This window comes from Cobetia sp., from assembly GCF_983723665.1.
Window position 1 is genome coordinate 1 of record NZ_CFDJES010000048.1, and the last position, 22,496, is coordinate 22,496.

Here is a 22,496-nt window from a genome sequence, read left to right on the forward strand (position 1 = left end):
CCTTACTTCACCTACCTGCACCGCCAGCGCCTGCATATCCTGCGCGTGACCGTCGCCCTGACGCTGTGCTTTTCCATCATCGAGCTGTTCAGTCTGCCGCACAGTTCCTGGGCATTGGTCAGCACCGTGATGGTCATGGGCAACCTGCCCCACGTTGGCGGTGTCATCGACAAGGGCTGGCAACGTCTGGTCGGCACCCTGCTTGGTGGCCTGTGGGGCCTGATTTTGATTCTGGTCGCCGAGCCGCTGCCCGGCGTGGTGCCCTTCTGGAGCATCGTCGGCATCGCCCTGGCACTGAATGCCACCTTCAGCAATCGCTATGGCTACAGCTCGCTGCTGTTCTGCGTCACGCTGCTGATGGTGATCGGTGATGGCAATCATGATCTCGGCATCGGGCTGTGGCGCGTCTTCAATGTGGTGCTGGGCACCCTGATCAGCATCGTGGTCAGCATGGTGCTGCTGCCCCAGAAGGCGACGGATGTCTTCCGCTTCCTGCTGGCCGACAACCTCGACAAGCTGGCACGCCTCTACCACGGCCATACCAAGGCCGAGCGTGAGGGCGTCAATGAAGGTCTCGCGCTGGTGCGTGCCACCTCGGCACAGCTGGTCAAGCAGCGCGGGCTGGTCGATGCCGTCGCTCAGGAAGGCCGTATCAATCGTGCCGACATCGAGGAAATCCTGTCCTTCGAGCGCCGCATGATCTCGACCATCGAGCTGCTGCAGGAAACCCACTGGAACACCCGCGAGGGGCATGAATTCATCGAGGGGCTGGATGGTCTGCGCGATGCCCAGCATCGTCTGGCCCGCGCGCTTGGCACCCTGGCCTTTCAGGTGCGCACCGGCCAGAGCATCGAACTGACGGTGACGCCCTTCGACCTGCAACGCTATGCCGATGTCCGCAATGTCGAGAGCCGCAACGGCCGCGCGCTGTTCAGCCCGGCAGGCTACCTGTGGCTCAACCGCGAACTGGCACGCCTGACCGAAGCCCTGGGCGAGCGCCTGGCCTTGCTGGAGCGTCTGCCGAGCCAGCGCCTGCAACGCCGTCTGCCGGGCCATGGCCTGATCAGTGATGCACGCCGCCTCTTCCTGCCCGAAGACCCGACACCGGGCGATACGGCAGCCCCCACCAGGCGCGAGAACAGCGCTGGCGAGCATCACTCTTCGGTCAGCGAAGCGCCGGCGAGTGATGACAGCATCAGTGACAACAGCAGCGATGAGCCAGACCGCCACGACAGGCACCAGCCGGACTCGGCCGGCAATGAGACTGCCAGGAAAGACACATGAACTCAGTATCCGGAGTGACTCCCGCAAGCCAGCATGACGTGCTGATCGTCGGTGGCGGCGCGGCAGGTTTGACCCTGGCACTCAGCCTCGCCAATCGCCTGCCAGCCGGCCCGCGCACCCGCCACGTCACGCTGTTGCGTCCGGCGCGTGAGGCACAGGGCGCCAGCCGCTGGGCGCAGGGCGGTATCGCGGCGGTGCTGGCGCCCGAGGACGATGTGGAATCCCATGTCGCCGACACCCTGATTGCCGGCGATGGCCTGTGCAACGAGCGCGCGGTGCGCTTCACCGTCGGCCACTCGCGGGAGGCCATCGAATGGCTGATCGCGCTTGGCGTGCCCTTCACTCCGGCCGACGCCGACGCCAGCTACCCCTTCCACCTCACCCGTGAAGGCGGGCATGGTCGCCGCCGCATCATCCACGCCGCCGACGCCACCGGGCGGGCGCTGCTCGATACGCTCAGCGCCCACGTAGAAGCCCACCCGAACATCGAGATTCTCGAAGACCTGTTGGCCGTCGACATCGCGGTCAACGCGGGTCGCGCCAGTGGCCTGTGGGTGATGGACGGAACGGGCCAGCGCCAATGGCTGGCAGCCAATGACCTGGTGCTGGCCACCGGCGGCGCCAGCGGCCTGTTCGCTCACGCCACCAGCCCGAGCGCCAGCGTCGGTGATGGCATGGCGATGGCGACCCGCGCCGGCGCCAGCCTGATGAACCTGGAGTTCCAGCAGTTTCATCCCACCTGCCTGTATGACCCCGATGGCACACCCTTCCTGATCTCTGAGGCGGTGCGGGGTGAAGGGGGTCTGCTGCTGCGCCCGGATGGGCATCGCTTCATGGCCGATCATGATCCGCGCCTGGAGCTGGCGCCGCGTGATGTCGTGGCACGCGCCATCCTCGCCGAGATGCGCACGCACGGCCTCGAGCATGTCTGTCTGGATATCAGCGCGCTGGGGGCCGAGGCGATCGAGCACCACTTCCCGACCATCGCCGAGCACTGCCTGGCACGCGGGATCGATATTCGTCATGCACCGATTCCCGTCGTCCCTGCCGCCCACTACAGCTGCGGCGGCATCGCCACCGGACTGGATGGCGCTAGCGACCTGCCGGGCCTGTGGGCCATCGGCGAAGTCGCCTGCACGGGCCTGCACGGCGCCAATCGCATGGCCAGCAACTCGCTGCTCGAGTGCCTGGTGCAGGCGCGCGCCTGTGGTGAAGCACTTGGGCAGCCGCGTCGCGCCGAGGAGCCACGCCTGATGAGCACGCTCGACTCGCTGATGCCGCAACACGCTGCCCTGCTCACACAGCTTTCCGACAATGGTCAGGTCTGGCGCTGCGTGATGCGTCTGAGCGCCGACGAGGCGCGCACGCGCCTGCAAAGCTTGCGCCAGCTGATGAGTCTGCAGGCGGGGATAGAGCGCAGCCAGCACGGCCTGAGGGAGGCGTTGCAGCAGATAGCGCAGTGGGTCTCGCTGGAGGCGGGGCAAACGGCGGAGGCCGAGCAGCACAGGCAAGCTTCAGCGCCGCGTGCAGGGCTCGATCATCTTGAGCTCTATCAGGCTCTGACGCTGGCACCACTGCTGCTGCTCAGCGCCCATCAACGTCATGAGTCACGCGGCCTGCACTTCATCCGCGACTTCCCGATGCCGGCGCCGCGTGCCCGCGATAGCGTCATTCGCCTCTCGGCCTTCGCTGCCGCGACCTGAGCGGTTCAGCGTGGGTAGTCTCCCTGGGCAGCGACGCGCCGCAGGGTCTCCAATGGCGGCGGCTGACGCGGCAAGCCATGCGGCAAGGGCGGCCACAGCAACCACAGGCGCAGCTGGTGAAGGTCTTCGCTGGAGGCGCTATCCGGCCACAGCCATACCCGCTGGGTTTTCAGGTGCTGCTGGCCCGCGCCCTGCGCTCTCAAGCCCTGTAGCCCCAACCCCTGTGACCCCGCCCTCTGTGGCCCGAGACCCTGCGGCGAGATCTCAAGCCCGATCAGGCGTGGTGAGCACCACAGACAGCGCACGTTGACGGGCTGCCAGCTGCGTGAGGCATCATCGGCCCACCACCAGCAGAGCTGCATCTCCGGGTGACGATGGCGCGCATCTGACGCAGGCGGGGTGTCGCTGGCTTCGATCTCGACTTCAGTCTGGCTCACCGGCACTGGCGCCTGGCCACCACGGGCAAGCGCCGCATCGGCGCAGAGGCTGCCCCCCAGGGCCAGCCAGACTCGCGCCTCGGGGTCCTTGAGGCGCCGCCGAGCCTGGCGCCACCACGACACCAGCTCTACGGCCTGCAGCAGCCAGCCCAGCCCCATCACGCTCAGCAGCGCCATGACGCCATCCGGCAGCTGAGCAAGCCCCTCAAACGCACAATGCCCCGCCTCGAAAGGCAGGGCATTGCGTAGATATTGCCACTGACAGGTCCACCAGGTACTGACAACGAACTGGCCAGTCGCCAGCTCGGCAAGCCAGACCCACAAGGCGAGACTCGCCGCCAACAGCCCGACGCGCAGGCTGGCGTGGGTCGCGAACGCCTGTCTAGAGGCCCTTGAACTGATCGCGCTCGCCATTCTCGGCATTGGCGATCACCATGTTGATCAGGCGCTGGTACTCGGCATTGCCGCACGGGTCGCGCTTCATCAGCCACACGAAGAGGTCCTGGTCCTCTTCGGCCAGCAGCTGCACATAGAGCGCCTTGTCGTCTTCGCTCAAGGCGTCGAAACGCTGCTCCAGAAACGGCAGCAGCAGCAGATCGAGCTCCCACATGCCGCGACGCGAATGCCAATGAAGCCGCTTGCGAATCACATCTTCCATTGCCTGAACCTCAGTCGTCACATCAATGCGCGCAGTATACCCGAGGGGGGCGTCAGCGGCATCCGTTGACCCGTTGCTCGGGCAGGAATTGGCAATCCGTGCCGTGATCGGCAATGATGTCCCTAGTGCGTTGTTTTCTCAGGATTTGCCCATTATGCTGAGGAGATAACAATCACAAGGATGCGTGTGCCTGTCCGGTGACAAGAGGTCGCCCGGCTGCCGCATCACGAACGCCTTTCGCGAGAAAGGTGCAGGCATGGAGAGATCCGATGACCAAGTCCGAGCTGATCGAACAGATAGCCATGCGACAGCCTGAGTTGTCGCTCAAGGATGTAGAGGCCGCGGTTCGCATCATCCTCGATGATGTGACAGACGCCCTGGCCCACGGCGGTCGCGTCGAGATTCGCGGTTTCGGCAGCTTCTCGCTGCACTATCGTGAGCCACGACTGGGGCGCAACCCCAAGACCGGTGAGCCGGTGGACCTGGATGGCAAGTTCGTCCCCCACTTCAAGCCCGGCAAGGAGCTGCGCGAGCAGGTCGATGCCAGTCGCGCCCTGGGGTATTGACGACAGCGCGACTGATGACAGTGCTAAAGACGACAACACAACTGACGGCGCGACTGACTGACAGCGCTGCCCGCAGAGGAAGACCCGGCGTGACGGGGCCGGCTGGCTCAGCGCCGGCCGACATCTGCTCAAGCCGTCATGCCAGAGACGACAGCCACCCACCTCACGGCGTCGCCGCCAAGACTCGCGCGATGGGCAGTGATACACTCGCTCCCAGATGATTCACGACTGCATTTCATGACAAGGAAACCGTTATGCGTTGGCTAAAAGGTCTCGTTCTGGCCGTGATCCTGCTGATCGTCCTGCTGGTCGGTATTCTCTTTGCCGTTCACAACCAGCAAGCCGTGCCCCTCGACCTCATCTGGGTAGAGCTGCCTGCTGCGTCCCTTTCCATGTGGCTGCTGTTCTCGCTGGCCGTCGGCGTCGTGCTTGGCATGGTCGCGATGACGGGCATGTACCTGCGCCTGCGCACGCTGTTGACCCGTGCCCAGCGTCGCAACCAGCAGCAACGCAAGGAACTGGACCAACTGCGCATCCAGGAGATCAAGGAAGTGGCATAAATGCCTGATCTGATATTGCTGGGATTGCTGATGGCGGCCATCGCCATCGGATTCTGGCTGGGGCGGCGTGATCGTCGCCCCGATGAACAAGCACCGGCTCCTGCCACCCTGTCCCGCGACTACTTCGTCGGCCTCAATCATCTGCTCAACGAGCAGCCTGATCGTGCCATCGAAACCTTCGTTCAGGCCCTGGAAGTCAACAGCGACACCGTCGATACCCACATCGCGCTGGGCAATCTCTATCGCAGTCGCGGCGAAGTCGATCGTGCCGTCAAGATTCACCAGAACCTGCTGGCCCGCCCTGCCCTGGATAGCGAACAGGGCGAGCGTGTCCAGCTGGAACTGGCCCGCGACTTCATGCGCAGCGGTGTCTATGACCGCGCCGAGAAGCTGCTGGAAACCCTCCTCAAGCAAGCGCAGCACGACAGCCATCGGCGTGCCGGCCGCCGCCTGTTGATCGACCTCCTCGAGCGGGAACGCGAATGGGAGGCCGCGCTCGAAGTCGCCCACGCCATTCTGCGCCAGGAAGGCGGCATCCGCCGCGCAGCGGCCCACTGGCACTGCGAACTGGCCGCGCTGGATATCGCCGAAGGCAGTCAGGCGATGGCCCGCAAGCGCCTCAAGCAGGCGCTCTCCACCGACGAGAAATGCGTACGCGCCAACTGGATGCTGGCCGAGATCGAATTCGATCATGCCAACTACAAGCAGTGCATCCGCCTGCTGCAGCGCATTCCGCGTCAGGACACCGGCTTCACCCCCATCATCCTCGAGCCACTGGGCAACGCCTTTCGCATGCTGGATGACGAGAGCGGCCTGGTACGCCTGCTGCATCAGGAAGTCGAGCGCGCGCCCTACACCACGACGGTAATCAGCCTTGCGCAACTGATCGAGCGCCGCGAGGGTGTCGAGGCCGCCGCCAGCTTCGCCAGCGAGCAGCTGCATCGTCACCCCAGCCTGCGCGGCGTCGACTACCTGCTCGATCTCTACCTGCTGGATGCCGATGAGCGCGAGACCGAGCGTTTCAATCTGCTCAAGCGTCATACCCAGCAACTGATCCAGGCGCGTCCTCGCCATCGCTGTCATCGCTGCGGCTTCGAAGCCTCGATGCTGCTCTGGCAATGTCCGAAGTGTCGTCACTGGGGCACGGTCAAGCCGATCACCGGCCTGGAAGGCGAGTAACGGCGCCAGCTGGCACACAGATACCAGCAGACAGACCACAGACACCAGAACGAAAAGCCCCCTGCAGCACGCTGCAGGGGGCTTTTTCATGCCACTTTCATGTCTTCCGGGCTGGCGCTATCGAACTGACGCTAGCGATCATATCAGCCCTGCTCGGCGGCACGCTCGCGCAGGCGCGGCGAGAGCAGCTCGCCCACGAGACAGGCTGCCAGGATGACGGCCACGAAATACGGCCAGTCGTCGAATGACAGCTCTGCGACGCCCAGGGCATCGACGAAGATCGCCAGGATGCAGACCGGGCTGACATAGCGAATCATGAACAGCCACAGACGATAGCCGGCTTCGCTCAGATTCAGCTCATCGCGCAGCATGCTGCTCTTGAAGACGAACCCGGCCAGCAGCGCCATGGCGATGCCACCGATCGGCATCATCCAGCGCGAGGTCAGGTAATCGAGCCAGTCGAAGAAGTGCTTGCCGGCCAGCGTCCAGTCCGCGCCGAGATTGAACGACAGCATCGCGAACATCGCCACCAGCCACAGCACGCTGCCAGCCAGCCACGAGGCCTTGGTGCGGCTCATATTGCGGTTCTCGCTCATCCAGGCGACGGTCGCCTCGATCATCGAGATGGCGGAGGTCAGGGCGGCGATCGAGAGCATGGCGAAGAACAGCACCCCGAACAGCTGCCCGAAGGGCATCTGGTTGAAGGCCACCGGCAGACTCATGAAGATCAGCCCCGGCCCGGAGGACGGGTCCATGCCATTGGCGAAGATAATCGGGAAGATCGCCAGTCCCGCCATCAGCGCCACCAGGGTATCGGCGATCGCCACCGTGAAGGTGGTGCGGGCGATGGAAGTGCCCGACGGCAGGTAGGAGCCGTAGGTGAGGATGGCACCGGAGGCCAGCGACAGGGTAAAGAAGGCATGCCCCAGCGCGGCCAGCACCCCCTCGCTGCTCAAGCGCGTGACATCGAAATCGAACAGGAAGTGGAAGCCTGCCGAGAAGTTGCCCGAGGTCAGGGCATAGCCGATCATGATCAGCAGCATGATCACCATGCCCGGCATCATCCAGCGCACGCTCTTCTCGACGCCTTCCTGCACCCCGCGCCCGACGATCAGCATCGTCACCACCGTCACCAGCGTGGCCCAGCCACCCAGCGCCCAGGGGTTGGCGTTGCCGGCCTCGAAGATGGCGCCCAGCTCCGCGACGCTGTGTCCGGACAGCGCGCCACTGGCCATCTTCCACAGGTAACTGAACGACCACCCCGCCACCACGACATAGAACGACAGGATCATGAAGCCGGCCAGCATCGCGATCCAGCCGAAGACCTTCCACAACGGACTGGCCCCCGCTTCACGCGCCAGATTGGCAATCGCCTCGATGGGGCTGCCGCGCCCGCGCCGCCCGAAGGCGATCTCCGCCATCATCACGGGCACGCCCACGGCGAGAATGCAGGCCAGATACACCAGCACGAAGGCGCCCCCGCCGTACTCACCGGTGATATAGGGAAACTTCCAGATATTGCCCAGCCCTACCGCGGAACCGGTAGCTGCAAGGATGAAGCCCCAGCGACTGATCCAGAGATTCTTGGGTTGCTGTCTTGCCGTCATGGAATACCTTACGAGTTATTGTTGTGAGCCAGTGGTGATCGACGCAACGCCTGGCCGTCTTGGGTGCTCACACAGACCATTTTACTGATATGAAGCAGGTTCGTCCGCGATTCCCATCGAAAATCACCACGATTCCCTCAGAATTCCTCTGCGAAAACGCCATCACCACACGACGGCAATCACTCTACATTGGATGTTTCAAATTGGTAACATTTGAAACGATTCCTGCCTCCCTGGCCTGACAAGCAACCTCCCCTGAGACGCACCGCGCCGCAAAAGGACCCGACATCACCGCATCACTGGAGTAGGCTCATGCAAGAGACGCCGACCAGAACGCTCTGGCTAGAGAGTGCTGGGCCTGGGAGTGCCTGACCAGAGAGCGTCGGGACAAAGAGCGTCTGGCCTCACCCAGCAGCGCAGACAAGGAGTCGTCATGCATCGTCAATTCGCGGTTATCGGACTGGGCTATTTCGGCAGCACCGTCGCGCGGGAACTCAGGCGCCATGACCATGAAGTGCTCGGCGTGGACGCCGATGAGAAGCGCCTCAATGCCGTGGCAGACCTGCTCAATCAAGCCGTGATCGCGGACCCCACCGATGAACATGCCCTGCAGGAGCTGGGGCTTGAGCAGTACGACGCCGTCTTGATCGATCTGGCCGACTCGATGGAACAGAGCCTGATCTGCGCGCTGCTGGCCAAGGAGCTCGGCGCCAGGGAGCTGTGGGTCAAGGCCACCTCGGATGCACACCACAAGCTGCTCAGTCGTCTGGGTGTCGATCACATCGTGCATCCGGAGTACGACCTGGGCGTGCGTGTGGCGGAAAGCCTCGCCTACCATGCCATGGTCGACTTCATCCATCTCGGCGATCACCAGTTCGTGGTCGAGCTGGAGGTCAGTGCACGACTGGGCGATGACTGCCAGCAGCTCGATCAGCTGCCCATCGATGACGACATCAGCGTGATCGCGCTGCGCAAGGGCAAGACACTCGATCGCCAACCCTCCGGCAGCACGCGACTGGCCGCCGGTGACCATCTGGTCCTGATCGGCGAGCTGAGCGCGCTGCGCAAGCTGGGAGCGCATCTATGAGGCAGCGCTACCGGCGCTATCTCCGCCCCCTGACCCGCAGCCCACGCGGGCCCATCATCCATCTGTCGCCGCCGGAGATTCTGCTGAGCGGCTTTCTGGGCCTCGGCATGCTGGGCGCCTGCCTGCTGAAACTGCCCGGCATGCATCAGCAGGGCTTGAGCTGGCTGTCGGCGCTGTTCACCGCGACCTCTGCCGTCACGGTCACCGGCCTCTCCGTCACTCCGCTCAGCGACTTCACCCTCGCGGGCCAGACCGTCGTGCTGATACTGATCCAGCTCGGCGGACTCGGCTTCATGACCATCGCCGCCCTGTCGCTGGTGATGCTGGGCCAGCGCCTGCCGATGCATCAGACCAGCCTGCTGCGCGAGGCGCTCAATCGCAGCAGCTCACGCGAGATAGGCCGCCTGCTCAAGATCATCACCGCCTTTGCGCTGACGCTCGAGCTGGCAGGCGCCTCCTTGCTGGCGTTGGACTGGGTGCCCGAGTACGGCTGGCAGGAGGGGCTCTGGCTGAGCCTCTTCCACTCGGTCTCGGCCTTCAACAATGCCGGCTTCACCCTGTGGCCGGACAGCCTGATGCGCGAGGCGGCCAATCCCCTGACCAGCGGCGTGATCGGCATCCTGTTCATGACCGGCGGCATCGGCTTTGCCGTCATCGGCGAGCTGCGCGAGCGGCGTCGCCAACATGGCTGGCGCGTATTGCTGCAGCCGTCACGCTTCTCGGTGCAGACACGCCTGGTGATCGAGGCCACCGTGGCGCTCAATCTACTGAGCCTGGTGGTGATACTGGCGCTTGAATGGCGCAACCCCGGCACGCTGGGCGCCATGGCCAGTCATGGCGAACGCCTGCTCGCCGCTGCCTTCATGGCCATCACACCGCGCACCGCCGGGTTCAGCGTCATCGATTCCGCCGAGATGACACAAGCCTCGACCCTGTGGACCATGGCGCTGATGTTCATCGGCGGCGGCAGCGGTTCGACGGCCAGCGGCATCAAATTGACCACCTTCGTGGTGCTGCTGCTGACCACGCGCGCCTTTCTGCGCAGCGAGCCCTCCCCCACCCTGCATGGCCGCCGCATCGGCGATGACACCGTCTTCAAGTCGATCGCCGTGGCACTGGCGGCGATGCTGCTGATCTTCAGCATGCTGTTCGGCCTGACCATCACCGACCCGGACCACGCCTTTCTGTCGCTGGCCTTCGAGACCGTCTCGGCCTTCGGCACCGTCGGCCTGAGCCACGGCCTGACGCCCGAGCTCTCGCCCGGCGGGCAATTGCTGATCATCGCGACCATGCTGCTGGGCCGCACCGGACCACTCGCCCTCGGCTACCTGCTGGCGACCCGCAGCCGCCCCGGCATCAGCTATGCGCGTACCGAGCTTTCGATCGGCTGATGGCGCACAGCGATAACACAAGAAATGATGCCTCAGAACGACGAAAGCCCCGACGCAGGGCGTCGGGGCTTTCGTGAGCATGGTCACCCGCTCAGGGAGCGGCGGGTGAGGTCAGGCAATGACCTCAGTGATCATCATCATGATCATCGTGGTCATCATGCTCTTCAAGACGCTGATGTGCGTGCGTCTCGCCGTCGTACTCATCCACTCGGGCCTTGAGCTTCTGACCTGGGCGGAATGTCACCACGCGACGCGCGGAGATCGGAATCTCCTCGCCTGTCTTGGGATTGCGCCCCGGACGTTCGCGCTTGTCACGTAGATCGAAGTTGCCGAAACCGGACAGCTTCACCTGTTCATTTTCCCGCAGGCAACCGCGAATCTCGTCGAAGAATACCTCTACCATCGACTTGGCTTCGCGCTTGGACATGCCGAGTTCTGCGTGCAGATGCTCGGCAAGTTCCGCCTTGGTCAACGCTCCCATGTCCGCTCCCTCGTTCAAGTGGCGACTCATGCTCTCAGCGCCGCCCCGAAACGTGTGTGGCCATCGGTGACGATCGCATCGACTAACTGATTGATTTCCTCATCATTCAGCGTGCGCGAAGGATGCTGCCAGGTCAAGCCCAGGGCGAGCGACTTGTGACCATCGGCTACCCCCTGCCCCTGATAGACGTCAAACAGGCGCAGGTCCGTCAGCCATTCACCGGCTTGCGAGCGGATGGCGTCGAGCAGCGACTGCACGTGAACGCCCTCTTCGACCACGAAGGCCAGGTCACGACGCACTTCCGGATACTTGGAGAGCGGCGCGAAGCGCGGCAGACGGCCTGCGCAGGCAGAGGCCAGCGTGATCTCGAACACGAACACCTCGACCTTCAGGCCAAGCTCGGCGCGCGCCGCCGGGTGCAGGGCACCCATCCAGCCCGCCGGCTCGCCATTGAAGAACAGCTGAGCGCACTGGCCCGGGTGCAGTGCCGGATGCTCGGCGGCTTCGAAGCGCCAGGCATCCAGATTGCCGCCCAGTGCCAGCAGTGCCTCGACATCGCCCTTGAGATCGAAGAAGTCGACCTTGTCACGACCGCCATTCCAGCCTTCCGGCAGACGTGCACCGGTGATCAGGCCGCCGATCATCGGCGTCTGCTCGAGGGAGTCCAGCTCGCCACGGAACACAAGCCCGGTCTCGAACAGGCGCACGCGCGACTGCTGACGATTGAGGTTGTGGCTCAGCGCCTTGACCAGCCCCGGCAGCAGTGAGCTGCGCATCACCGCCATGTCGCTGGAAATCGGGTTGGCCAGTGCCGGCGCCACCCCTTGCGGGTCCAGCGTCTTCTGCAGCTCAGGGGCGACGAAGCTGTAGCTGATCGCTTCCTGATAGCCCCGCGCCACCAGCTGACGACGCAGGGTGGTCAGCGGCTGGGTGGTCTCATTGGCCACGGCCGGTGCCAGACGCGCGTTCGGACGGCTGACCGGCAGATTGTTGTAGCCGTGGATGCGCGCCAGCTCTTCGATCAGGTCAGCCTCGATGCTGACATCGAAACGCCAGCTCGGCACCGTCACCTGCCATTGGCTATCGCCATTCGCGGCGACCTGCATGCCCAGACGCTCGAGAATCTCGACGATCTCGTCATCCGGCAGTGCCATGCCCAGCGTGCGCTCGACACTGGCGCCGCTCAGGCTGACGACGGCGGCCTTGGGCAGCGCTGCGTCGCTGGCGACCTCGATGATCGGGCCCGGCTTGCCGCCGGTGATCTCGAGCAGCAGGGCTGTCGCGCGCTCGATGGCATCACGCTGCAGCTGGGCGTCCACACCACGCTCGAAACGATGCGAGCTGTCGGTGTGCAGGCCGTAGCTGCGCGCCTTGCCAGCGACGCTCAACGGCGCGAAGAAGGCCGACTCGAAGAAGATGTCGCGCGTCTCGGCGTTCACGCCACTGCCTTCGCCACCCATCACACCGGCGATGGCCAGCGGGCCCTTCTCGTCGGCGATGACCAGGGTGTCGTCACGCAGCGCGACTTCCTGACCGTCGAGCAGCGTCAGCGGCTCTTCAGCGGCTGCCATGCGCACCTCGATGCCACCGTTCAGGCGTGCCAGATCGAAGGCGTGCATCGGCTGGCCGAGTTCGAGCAGCACGTAGTTGGTGACGTCGACGACGGGGTCGATGCTGCGGATGCCACTGCGACGCAGACGCTCCTCGAGCCACAGCGGCGAGGTCGCGGCGACATTGACGTCACGCACGACACGTCCCAGATAGCGCGGGCACGCCTCTGGCGCGCTGACGGTGACCGGGAAGGTATCGTCGATCTGGGCGGCGACCGGCTCAATGCTCGGCGCCGTGACGGCGAGACGGTTGAGCACGCCGACTTCACGCGCCAGACCCTTGACGCTCAGGCAGTCGCCGCGGTTCGGGGTCAGATCGACCTCGATGGCGTTGTCGTCAAGATTCAGGAAGTCACGGGCATCACGGCCCACCGGCGCGTCCGCGGCCAGCACCATGATGCCGTCGGAGGCTTCGGCTTCCAGACCCAGCTCGGAGGCGCCACAGATCATGCCGCGGGATTCGACACCGCGCAGCTTGGCCTTGCGAATCTTGAAGTCGCCCGGCAGCTTGGCGCCGACCTGAGCGAAGAGCACCTTCTGGCCAGCGGCGACATTCGGCGCGCCACAGACGACCTGCACCAGTGCACCACTGCCATCATCCACCTGGCAGACATTGAGGCGATCGGCCTCCGGGTGCGGTTGCTTGTCCTTGACCTCGGCCACGACCACACCGGTGAACTCACCGGCGACCGCTTCGATACCATCGACTTCCAGACCGGCCATGGTGACCTGATCGGCCAGCTGCTGGGTGTTCAGTTCCGGCGACACCCACTCACGCAGCCACTGTTCGGAAAATTTCATCTTGCTGTCCTGTTCCGTAAGTTCACGCCCTCAAGGCGCGATACGTGAATGAGTGCCTAGCTGAACTGGCGAAGGAAACGCAGGTCGTTCTCGAAGAACAACCGCAGGTCGTTGACGCCGTAACGCAGCATCGCCAGACGCTCCACGCCCATGCCGAAGGCGAAGCCGCGGAAGCGCTCGCTATCGATACCGGAGTGACGGAAGACTTCCGGATGCACCATGCCGCACCCCATCACCTCGAGCCAGCCGGTGTGGGAGCAGACACGACAGCCGTCACCGGCACACATCACGCACTGGATATCGACTTCAGCGGACGGTTCGGTGAACGGGAAGTAGGACGGACGGAAGCGCACTTCCAGGTCATCACGCTCGAAGAAGGCATGCAGGAACTCTTCGACGGTGCCCTTGAGGTCGGCGAAGCTGACATTCTCGTCGACCAGCAGACCCTCGACCTGATGGAACATCGGGGTATGGGTCAGATCGGAGTCGCAGCGATAGACGCGGCCCGGGCAGACGATGCGCAGCGGCGGCTCACTGGCCTTCATGCTGCGTACCTGCACCGGTGAGGTGTGAGTGCGCAGAAGACGCGTGGCATCGAAATAGAAGGTGTCATGCATCGCGCGCGCCGGGTGATGCGACGGGATGTTCAGCGCTTCGAAGTTGTGATGGTCATCTTCGATTTCCGGCCCTTCAGCGACACCGTAACCGATGTGCGAGAAGAAGCTTTCGATACGCTCAAGCGTGCGGGTGACCGGGTGCAGGCCGCCTACCGGCTCACCACGGCCCGGCAGGGTCACATCGACGCGCTCGGCGGCAAGACGCGCATTGAGCGCCGCCGTTTCCAGCGTATTGCGACGTGCATCCAACTCGCCACTCAGCAGCTGCTTGGCTTCGTTGATGGTCTCACCGGCCTTGGGACGCTCTTCGGGGGACAGCTTGCCGAGGCCCTTGAGCAGTGCGGTGATCTCGCCCTTCTTGCCGAGAAAACGTACCCGTACCTCGTCGAGGGTCTGGACGTCTTCGGCCGCCTGGATCGCGGTGCGTGCTTCGTCCACCAGGGTGGAAAGATGTTCCATCCGTTCAGCTCCGATCGCTTGAGTCACTGGCGCGGCAATGTCCGCCACCAATGGAAGTCGCGCCGACCCGAAGGTCGGCAGGGAGAGCGCTCCGCCTGCGGTGAGTCACACAGACGATCGCGCCCTTGCCAGAGACCGGCCCACAACGCGGCCAATCCCGTTCATGTCGCTGCTGACCCACCGCCGGCTCTCTGACGGCAGGCCAAACAAAAACAGGGGAAGAGCGGCTGCTCTTCCCCTGTGACGTAACACGTCATCTCGATACCGCCTGAGTTGTCCAATGCAAGCATTCGACAGTCACGGCCCGATTCGCCACCTGAGCGGCTCGCCGGGACTGGGCGACATCTGATCCGGTCACTTACTGAGCAGCCTTGGCCTTCTCGACGATGGCAGCAAAGGCAGCTTTTTCGTGAACCGCGATATCGGCGAGGACCTTGCGGTCGATCTCGATATTGGCCTTCTTCAGGCCAGCGATGAAGCGGCTGTAGGACATGCCATTGATGCGGGCCGCAGCGTTGATACGCGCGATCCACAGGGCACGGAACTGACGCTTGCGGACACGACGGTCACGGTAAGCGTACTGGCCGGCCTTGATGACAGCCTGCTTGGCTACGCGGAAGACGCGTGAACGCGCTCCGTAGTAACCCTTGGCCTGCTTCATGATCTTCTTGTGACGGCGACGTGCGACGACGCCACGCTTGACGCGGGACATAGCGTACTCCTGATATTAAGAAAGTTGGACCGAGGTAAGGACGGCTTACAGGTTCGGCAGCATGCGCTGGATCAGCGCCTTGTCTGCAGCGTGAACCTGCTTCATGCCACGCAGCTGACGCTTACGCTTGGTCGACTTCTTGGTCAGGATGTGGCTACGGAAGGACTGCTTGTGCTTGAAGCCGTTGGCAGTCTTCTTGAAGCGCTTGGCAGCGCCGCGGTTAGTCTTGATCTTCGGCATGAGTATTAACTCCGCTCGGTTTCTTGAGAAAATCCAGGGCCGACAAAAAGAGCCACGCCCGCAGGCGTGACCCTGATGTGTCCGTTTTACTGCCTATGGATCACTTCTTTTTCGGCGCGAGAATCATGATCATCTGACGGCCTTCCATTTTCGGGAAGGACTCGACGGTCACGAGCTCCGAGAGGTCGCCGGCGATCCGTTCCATCAGCTTGCGGCCGATGTCCTGGTGCGCCATTTCGCGACCACGGAAGCGCAAGGTTACCTTACCCTTGTCTCCGCCTTCGATGAAGCGAGTCAGGTTGCGTAGCTTGACCTGATAATCGCCTTCATCGGTACCAGGACGGAATTTGACTTCCTTGACCTGGATCTGTTTCTGCTTCTTCTTCTGCAGATTCTTCTGTTTCTTCTCGTCGAAAAGAAACTTGCCGTAATCCATGATCTTGCAGACGATGGGGTCGGCATTGGAAATCTGGACGAGGTCGAGCCCTGCCTCTTCGGCCTTGACAAGCGCATCTTTGGTTGACACTACGCCAACCTGCTCGCCATCTGCGTCGATGAGGCGGACTTCGTCCGCACGAATACGGTCATTGATGGGAGCCCGCTTTTCCTGGGGGCGTCCGCGCTGATTATTCCGCTTGATCGTTGCGTCTCCGTTTGGCTGAAATTCGTTACTGTCAGACCTGTTCTTCCTTCAGGCGTTCCATGAATTCTGAAACTTTCATGGTGCCGAGGTCTTCACCGGAACGGGTTCTGACAGCTACTGCATCAGCTTCCACTTCCTTGTCGCCAACGACGATGAGGTAAGGAACCTTCTGCAGAGTATGCTCACGGATTTTAAAGCCGATCTTCTCGTTCCTCAAGTCTGCTTTGACACGGATGTCATGTTTCTCGAGGCGAGAGACCAGATCCTTGGCATATTCTGCCTGGGAATCCGTGATATTCATTACGACAACCTGCTCCGGGGCGAGCCAGAATGGCATCGCGCCTGCGTGGTGCTCGATCAGGATGCCGAGGAAGCGCTCGAAGGAGCCGAGAATCGCGCGGTGCAACATGACCGGCATGCGACGCTCTCCACTTTCATCGACAAACTGGGCACTGAGACGCTCAGGCAGATTGAAGTCGAGCTGTAGAGTACCACACTGCCAGACACGATTCAGACAATCTCGCAGAGAGAATTCAATCTTTGGTCCATAGAAGGCACCCTCACCCGGCTGCAGCTCCCACGGCAGGCCAGTCGCATCCAGTGCTGCCTGCAGGCCGGCTTCGGCCTTGTCCCACGCTTCCGGCTCACCGATGAAGGATTCCGGACGGGTGGAGAGCTTCAGTTCGACGTCTTCGAAGCCGAACTGACGGTAGACTTCCAGCGTCAGACGGATGAAGTCCTCGGCCTCGGACTCGACCTGATTCTCGGTACAGAAGATGTGGGCGTCATCCTGGGTGAAGCCACGCACGCGCATCAGACCATGCAGAGAGCCGGACGGCTCGTTGCGGTGGCAGGAGCCGAACTCGGCCAGACGCAGCGGCAGGTCACGGTAGCTCTTCAGGCCCTGATTGAAGACCTGGACGTGACACGGGCAGTTCATCGGCTTGACCGCGTACTCACGCTTCTCGGACTCGGTGGTGAACATCAGCTCGTTGTAATGTCCCCAGTGCCCGGACTTCTTCCACAGCGAAAGATCGACCACCTGCGGCGTCTTGATCTCCTGGTAGCCATTGGCACGCTGGATACGACGCATGTACTGCTCGAGCACCTGATACATGGTCCAGCCATTCGGGTGCCAGAACACCATGCCCGGCGCTTCTTCCTGCATATGGAAGAGGTCCAGCTTCTTGGCCAGCTTGCGGTGATCGCGCTTCTCGGCTTCCTCGAGACGCTTGAGGTAGGCCTTGAGCTGCTTCTTGTCCGGCCAGGCGGTGCCATAGATGCGGGTCAGCATCGGCTTGGTGGAATCACCACGCCAGTAGGCACCGGCCAGCTTGAGCAGCTGGAAGTGCTTGAGGTGACGGGTATTCGGCACGTGCGGACCGCGGCACATGTCAGTGTATTCTTCGTGGTGGTAAAGGCGGATGGTGTCGCCTTCGCCGATGCCCTCGATGATCTCCTGCTTGTACGGCTCATCGCGCTTCTCGAAAGCGGCCATGGCCTGGTCACGCGAGACATACTCACGCACCACATCGTACTCGCTGTCGATCAGCTGCTTCATGCGCTTCTCGATGGTCTCGAGATCTTCCGGGGTGACCGAGCGGCCAAAGTCGATGTCGTAATAGAAACCGTCATCGATGACCGGGCCGATGGCCATCTTGGCCTCCGGGTAGAGCTGCTTGACGGCATGACCGATCAGGTGCGCGCAGGAGTGACGAATCACGTCCAGGCCTTCCGCATCACGCGCCGTGAGAATGGCGACGTTGGCGTCTTCGGTGATCATGTCAGCGGCATCGACCTCGACGCCATTGATCTTGCCGGCCACGCAGGCCTTGGCAAGACCGGGACCGATGGACTCGGCCAGCTGCATCACGGAAATCGGGGTATCGAAGGTACGCTGGCTGCCGTCAGGCAGAGTAACGATAGGCATGAAGAATTCCTTGCGTTCAGTGGTGGCCCTTACCAAGGGTCACGTGAAGCGAATTTGGCCGAACGCGGGGCGTCGGCTCGAAATGGGGGCAATGACGATCACGCCCTCGCGTTACTGACCCCGGCCTACAATGCCTGGGGCGCCGCCCACTGCCCCATGATGATCGAGCGACCAGTCAGGGTGTGGACACATAACGCGGGAACATGAACGAGGCAAGACCTTAGCAGCCCGTTCAAAAGTCGTAAAGATACGCTTGAGCCACTGAAGACCATGCACGACACGAACGCAGACGGGGCGCCCTGAGGCGCCCCGTCTGATTCAGCTTACCGCGTTCGGCTTACTTGACTTCAGCAAGCTCGACACGACGGTTTTCGGCACGGCCTGCAGCGGTATCGTTGCTGGCGACCGGCTGCTCTTCACCGTAACCCACAGTCTGGATACGGTTGGCGCCAACACCTTCGGAAGCCAGGTAGGCTTTCACGGAGTCAGCACGCTTCTGGGACAGCTGCTTGTTGTAGGAGTCAGAACCCACGGAGTCAGTGTGACCTTCGACGCGAACGCGGACGTTCTCGTTGGAGACCAGCTTGGCCGCCACACCGTTCAGCACTTTCTCGGCGTTGGCAGTCAGCTTGGCGGAGTCGAACTCGAAGTTCACGTCACGCAGGACGAGGTCAGCGACACAGCCCAGGGCATTGACCTTGGCGCCGGCCGGGGTGTTCGGGCACTGGTCCTGGTAGTCCGGCACGCCGTCACCGTCGGAATCGAGCGGGCAGCCTTTCGCGTCAACAGTGACGCCGGCCGGAGTACCCGGGCACTGGTCCTTGTAGTCAGCAACGCCGTCACCGTCGGTGTCCAGCGGGCAGCCTTTCGCATCAACAGCGACGCCTGCCGGAGTCCCCGGGCATTCGTCACGGTCGTTCGGCACGCCGTCGCCATCGTCGTCCATGGACTTCGGAGCATCGTCAGCACACAGCAGTGCGCCAGCGGTCGCGCCGCCGACAGCACCCAGAGAAGCGCCGGTGTCTTCGTCGCTGTCGCCAGAGACGCCGTAACCAATCCCGCCACCGATCAGGCCACCGGCCAGACCGCAGACGAACGGCTGGCTGTACCAGGGCTTCTCAGCAGATGAAGACTGGGAAGCAGAGCTTGCGCAGCCAGACAGGCCAACAACCAATGCAGAACCCAGAACCAGGCCAGTCGTAGATCTTTTCATGTAAGACTCCTTCTTAACACAGCGCAATATGTAACGAGGGTGTTACGTATCGACTCAGTATAAGAGCCGAACTCGTTACGATGAAAGGAATTTTATTCAAATCTTCCTTTAAGAAGAAAGCACATGCAGGTGCGTCCTTCCAGCTCTGATCGGGTCTGTTTCCCTTGAAAACGGTACCGATCCTCAGGCATACGGTGAAGGAAAACAGTGTTTTTTGCAACGTCGAAAAACTTTGACACTAACTGTATCATAATGGCGACGCTGTAAAACCCCTGTTTTACTCTCTTCCAAGGTGCTGGCGAACCAGCCCCTCGAAAATCTCGACGCCGGGCGCCAACAGCGTATCAGGAAAATCGTAATCGGGGTGGTGAAGCCCCGGCATTTCCTCACCTGCGCCAAATGTGAACATGGCGGCGTGGCAGTCACGTGCCAGCACGCCAAAGTCCTCGGACCAGCGATGTGCCTGAGGAAGTTCCACGCAATCAAGCCCTTGCTGTCGCGCCACGCGGCGAATCATGTCGTTCGCCTCAGGCGAATTCCAGGTCGCATCGAAGGTGTCACACCAGTCCACATCGATGCCCAGACGGTCTTCTTCCGCCTCGCTGCGCGCCAGTGACACCGCCGCTTCGGCCAGCGCCTTCATCATGTCATCGCTCTCGGTGCGCAGGGTGACCATCACCTCGGCGTCGCCCGGTGAGGTGCCGAACGCGACCTCGCCCAGGCGCGCATGAATCAGGGTCACCATCGCAAGTCCGGTCTCATCGGCAAATTGCAACGGCAGACGCGACAGGCCTTGCATGATGCGACACATGGCCATCGCCGGGCTGCGACCATTTTCCGGGTGGGCCGCATGTGCACAGAGCCCGGAAAGCCGCACGATCATGCCGCGTGAGGCGCAGGTGAAGGCATGGTCGCGCACGCTGACTTCCCCGAGGGGGCGCCCCGGCAGGTTGTGACACGAGTAGAGATAGTCCGGCTTGAGCGCGGCAAAGGCCTTGCTGCGCACGACGGCGCGCGCGCCTTCGCCGGTTTCCTCGGCGGGCTGGAACAGCAACACCACCTCGCCCCTGGCGACCGGAGACGCCGCCAGGCGCTGCGCCACGCCCAGCATCCAGCTCATGTGGCCGTCATGGCCACACAGGTGCCCGACATGCGGGTGACAGGAGGACCAGTCGCCGCGTGGCGCCTCATCGATGGGCAGCGCATCCAGCTCACAGCGCAGCATGACGCGCGGGCCTGGCTCGGCGCCGCGGAAGATGGCGGCCAGACCATGCCCGCCCAGCCCGCTGACCACCTCGGCGCCGGCCTCCTGCATCCAGCCGGCGATGCAGGCCGCCGTGGCGGCTTCCTGTCCGGAGAGTTCCGGTGAGCGGTGCAGCGCGTGACGCAGCTCGGCCAGCGGCGTGCCCAGCAAGGAAAGTGTCGTGTTCATGCCTGCCTCGTGAAGACTCATCAGACGGCCTGCCCCAGATCTGCTGGCGAAGCGGGACGCTTGCGCCCCAGGTAATGCTGATGCCAGAACTCCATGTTGCTCAGCACGCAACTCGCCGCCAGCTGCAGCGGCTCCGTCAGCGCTTCCTCGACGGCGATGCGCTCCTTGTCTTCGGCAAGGCGTTCACGCGGCGACAGCTCCTTGCGCGCCGAATGGGTGTGCAGGTGTGATACCCGCCCATGCAGGACACCGAAGACCGAGAGCACGTCATCTTCGGCCAGCCTGGTATCGAGAATCTCGATCAACACCTTGCAGCGCAGACCGCCTTCCACCATGTCGACCTGCCCGGCCTGCATGGCGCGTGCGATGGCTTCGAGGCTTTCCAGACAGTTGGCGCGCGCCTGGATGAGCTCTTGCTCGCGACGCGCCTCACGCACCTTGACCTCGCGGCGCAGCTTGAGGGCATAGAACGCCAATCCCGCGATGATGATGATCGCGATGACGGCCAGAATGATGCTGATAGTCAGGGACATGCCTTTCTCCTGCGGTAAACAAGCCATGAGTATAGGGACTGCACACGCGACACCCAAGGCGGGGCGCTGCGACCGATGACCACGTAGCCCGCCCTCGCCCGCGCCTTGCGTCAACAAAAGGCCCCGCATCAGGGATACGGGGCCAGTCGTGTCATTCACTCTTGCACGCTTTTCTCTGTCGCACTCATGCTTCGCCCGGCGCGCGAGCAGTCAATCTGTCAGCGCAGACCTTCACCGCCCCGCCATCAAGGCTTCGAAGCTGGCCTTGAGCTTGAGATTCTGCGCCTGATGCGAGTAATTGCGTGCCAGGCTGGCCAACGCAGCGCTCAGCACCTGAGTATCGCTCTCTAGCAGATGGGTGCAGCGCTCGGCCCACTGCTGTGGCGTGGACTCTGCCGCCATGACCAGCTCAGGGTGGTCATCGAGCAGCTCAGCCGAGCCAACCCGCGCATTGAGCAGCACCGGCGCACCACAGGCCATCGCCTCCAGCGCGACACGCCCGAATTCCTCGATATGGGCCGGCATCACGAACAGGTCCAGCGCACCATAGAGCGTCTCGACCTCGGGAATGGTCGAGCGCCAGATCATGCGCTCGGCGATGCCCGCCTCCCTGGCCTGCTGCTGGTAAGGCGCGGCATCATCCTTGCCTACCACCAGGAAGCGATAGCGGCCCGGTGAGGCCTGCTCCATCAGTGCCGCCATCGCCACGAATCCGGCCACGTTGCGCTTGGTGAAGTTGCCGGATGACACCAGACCGACCAGCAGCTCATCCTCAGCCACGCCCAATGCCTCACGCTGGGCGGTGCGCCCTGCGCGCGCGCGCTCGACCGTGAATTGCACCGGGTCATAGCCCGGGTAGCTGATCTCGATCCGCTCAGGCGCGATACCGTAGCGCGCCATCAGATCCTCGCCCATCATGCGCGAATTGACCGCGACCTGACGGAACTTGCCACCCTTGAGCACGTGATCATGAATCGCCGCCACTTCGTGGTCGCGAGGCAGCTCACGGCCATGGATGCACTGCGAGGCAAGGTGCACGCAATTGTGCAGATAGACGGTATCCGGGCTTTCGCAGTCACCATGACTGATCAGCAGGTCGGGCGCATGACGGCTGGCCCAGGCCTGAACACGGCGATTGAACCAGAAACGTCGATACGCCCCCTTGAAGGGCCACCGCCACAGGCGCACCAGCTCCGCGCCGTGGGAGCGAGCCAGCTCAGGCTTGCCGCGCTCGGCGAGAATCACCACGCGATAGCCCAGCGCGCGCAACGCATCCGCCTGCTCGAAGGCATTGCGGCTGGCACCGGTGTTCTTCTCGACCTGACGAATGGCGATCGCGGCCAGCTTGCCTGC

General features: G+C 63.0%; 21 protein-coding genes. 7 read left to right on the plus strand and 14 right to left on the minus strand.

The features are described 5' to 3' along the window. On the plus strand, positions 1-1,284 hold a 1,284-nt coding region (locus tag AC4FAH_RS06790), incomplete at its 5' end, for an FUSC family protein (RefSeq protein ID WP_490245798.1). Further along, complete coding sequence (gene nadB, locus AC4FAH_RS06795; RefSeq protein WP_490245799.1) at positions 1,281-2,987, plus strand: L-aspartate oxidase; 1,707 nt, start codon at positions 1,281-1,283, stop codon at positions 2,985-2,987. The genes AC4FAH_RS06790 and nadB, both read left to right, overlap by 4 nt. 5 nt (positions 2,988-2,992) lie before the next feature. Here nadB and AC4FAH_RS06800 read toward each other — a convergent pair whose 3' ends face one another. Together AC4FAH_RS06800 and AC4FAH_RS06805 are read right to left on the minus strand one after the other, a co-directional pair. Beyond that, positions 2,993-3,847: a hypothetical protein gene (locus tag AC4FAH_RS06800; RefSeq protein ID WP_474373172.1), complete on the minus strand. Its 855-nt coding sequence runs from the start codon at positions 3,845-3,847 to the stop codon at positions 2,993-2,995. Then, complete coding sequence (locus AC4FAH_RS06805; RefSeq protein ID WP_043335628.1) at positions 3,807-4,082, minus strand: FAD assembly factor SdhE; 276 nt, start codon at positions 4,080-4,082, stop codon at positions 3,807-3,809. The genes AC4FAH_RS06800 and AC4FAH_RS06805 overlap by 41 nt, the downstream gene beginning before the upstream one ends. Positions 4,083-4,351: 269 nt before the next feature. Here AC4FAH_RS06805 and AC4FAH_RS06810 point away from each other — a divergent pair, with 269 nt between their 5' ends. The 3 genes from AC4FAH_RS06810 to lapB all read left to right on the plus strand — a co-directional run bounded on the left by AC4FAH_RS06810 (position 4,352) and on the right by lapB (position 6,387). After that, the gene (locus AC4FAH_RS06810) at positions 4,352-4,648 is read left to right on the plus strand and encodes an integration host factor subunit beta (RefSeq protein WP_043335630.1); all 297 of its coding nucleotides are present in this window, start codon (positions 4,352-4,354) and stop codon (positions 4,646-4,648) included. Between the two features lie 254 nt (positions 4,649-4,902). After that, complete coding sequence (locus tag AC4FAH_RS06815) at positions 4,903-5,208, plus strand: lipopolysaccharide assembly protein LapA domain-containing protein (protein WP_054555462.1); 306 nt, start codon at positions 4,903-4,905, stop codon at positions 5,206-5,208. Beyond that, on the plus strand, positions 5,209-6,387 hold the full coding sequence (gene lapB, locus AC4FAH_RS06820) for a lipopolysaccharide assembly protein LapB (protein ID WP_043335632.1): 1,179 nt from the start codon (positions 5,209-5,211) through the stop codon (positions 6,385-6,387). Between the two features lie 143 nt (positions 6,388-6,530). Here the strand turns inward: lapB and AC4FAH_RS06825 are convergent, their stop codons facing one another. Beyond that, positions 6,531-7,994 carry a sodium-dependent transporter gene (locus AC4FAH_RS06825; protein WP_490245800.1) on the minus strand — a complete coding sequence of 488 codons (1,464 nt, stop codon included), beginning with the start codon at positions 7,992-7,994 and terminating at the stop codon, positions 6,531-6,533. 433 nt (positions 7,995-8,427) lie between these two features. On the opposite strand from AC4FAH_RS06825, the gene AC4FAH_RS06830 reads away from it, so the two are divergent. Both AC4FAH_RS06830 and AC4FAH_RS06835 read left to right on the plus strand, forming a co-directional pair. Further along, positions 8,428-9,081, plus strand: coding sequence for a potassium channel family protein (locus AC4FAH_RS06830; protein ID WP_043335637.1), 654 nt, complete (start codon positions 8,428-8,430; stop codon positions 9,079-9,081). Beyond that, positions 9,078-10,472 carry a TrkH family potassium uptake protein gene (locus AC4FAH_RS06835; protein ID WP_054555465.1) on the plus strand — a complete coding sequence of 465 codons (1,395 nt, stop codon included), beginning with the start codon at positions 9,078-9,080 and terminating at the stop codon, positions 10,470-10,472. Before AC4FAH_RS06830 ends, AC4FAH_RS06835 begins: the two co-directional genes overlap by 4 nt. A gap of 124 nt (positions 10,473-10,596) precedes the next feature. On the opposite strand, the gene ihfA is transcribed toward AC4FAH_RS06835, so the two are convergent. The 11 genes from ihfA to AC4FAH_RS06890 form a co-directional block, all read right to left on the minus strand. Further along, positions 10,597-10,953, minus strand: coding sequence for an integration host factor subunit alpha (gene ihfA, locus AC4FAH_RS06840; protein ID WP_107336300.1), 357 nt, complete (start codon positions 10,951-10,953; stop codon positions 10,597-10,599). Positions 10,954-10,979: 26 nt separating this feature from the next. Further along, positions 10,980-13,364 (minus strand): phenylalanine--tRNA ligase subunit beta, encoded by a 2,385-nt coding sequence (gene pheT / locus AC4FAH_RS06845; RefSeq protein WP_490245801.1) that lies wholly within the window; start codon positions 13,362-13,364, stop codon positions 10,980-10,982. Between the two features lie 56 nt (positions 13,365-13,420). Beyond that, entirely contained in the window at positions 13,421-14,440 is a 1,020-nt protein-coding gene (gene pheS, locus AC4FAH_RS06850) for a phenylalanine--tRNA ligase subunit alpha (RefSeq protein WP_043335643.1), read from the minus strand. Positions 14,441-14,798: 358 nt separating this feature from the next. Next, positions 14,799-15,152: a 50S ribosomal protein L20 gene (rplT, locus tag AC4FAH_RS06855; protein ID WP_043335644.1), complete on the minus strand. Its 354-nt coding sequence runs from the start codon at positions 15,150-15,152 to the stop codon at positions 14,799-14,801. A 45-nt stretch (positions 15,153-15,197) separates the two neighbouring features. After that, positions 15,198-15,392, minus strand: coding sequence for a 50S ribosomal protein L35 (gene rpmI, locus AC4FAH_RS06860; RefSeq protein WP_043335648.1), 195 nt, complete (start codon positions 15,390-15,392; stop codon positions 15,198-15,200). A gap of 100 nt (positions 15,393-15,492) precedes the next feature. Beyond that, positions 15,493-16,032, minus strand: a complete 540-nt coding sequence (gene infC, locus AC4FAH_RS06865; protein ID WP_082388253.1) for a translation initiation factor IF-3 — start codon at positions 16,030-16,032, stop codon at positions 15,493-15,495. 34 nt (positions 16,033-16,066) lie between these two features. Then, a complete protein-coding gene (gene thrS, locus AC4FAH_RS06870) occupies positions 16,067-17,965 on the minus strand; it encodes a threonine--tRNA ligase (RefSeq protein ID WP_043335653.1) in 1,899 nt (632 codons plus the stop codon). Between the two features lie 337 nt (positions 17,966-18,302). Beyond that, positions 18,303-19,178, minus strand: a complete 876-nt coding sequence (locus AC4FAH_RS06875; RefSeq protein ID WP_043335655.1) for an OmpA family protein — start codon at positions 19,176-19,178, stop codon at positions 18,303-18,305. Between the two features lie 277 nt (positions 19,179-19,455). Next, positions 19,456-20,610, minus strand: coding sequence for an amidohydrolase (locus AC4FAH_RS06880; protein WP_225347013.1), 1,155 nt, complete (start codon positions 20,608-20,610; stop codon positions 19,456-19,458). Positions 20,611-20,630: 20 nt separating this feature from the next. Continuing rightward, complete coding sequence (locus AC4FAH_RS06885; RefSeq protein ID WP_490245802.1) at positions 20,631-21,143, minus strand: DUF2489 domain-containing protein; 513 nt, start codon at positions 21,141-21,143, stop codon at positions 20,631-20,633. Between the two features lie 231 nt (positions 21,144-21,374). Next, positions 21,375-22,496: glycosyltransferase family 4 protein (locus tag AC4FAH_RS06890; protein ID WP_490245803.1), on the minus strand; the 1,122-nt coding region annotated here is incomplete at its 5' end.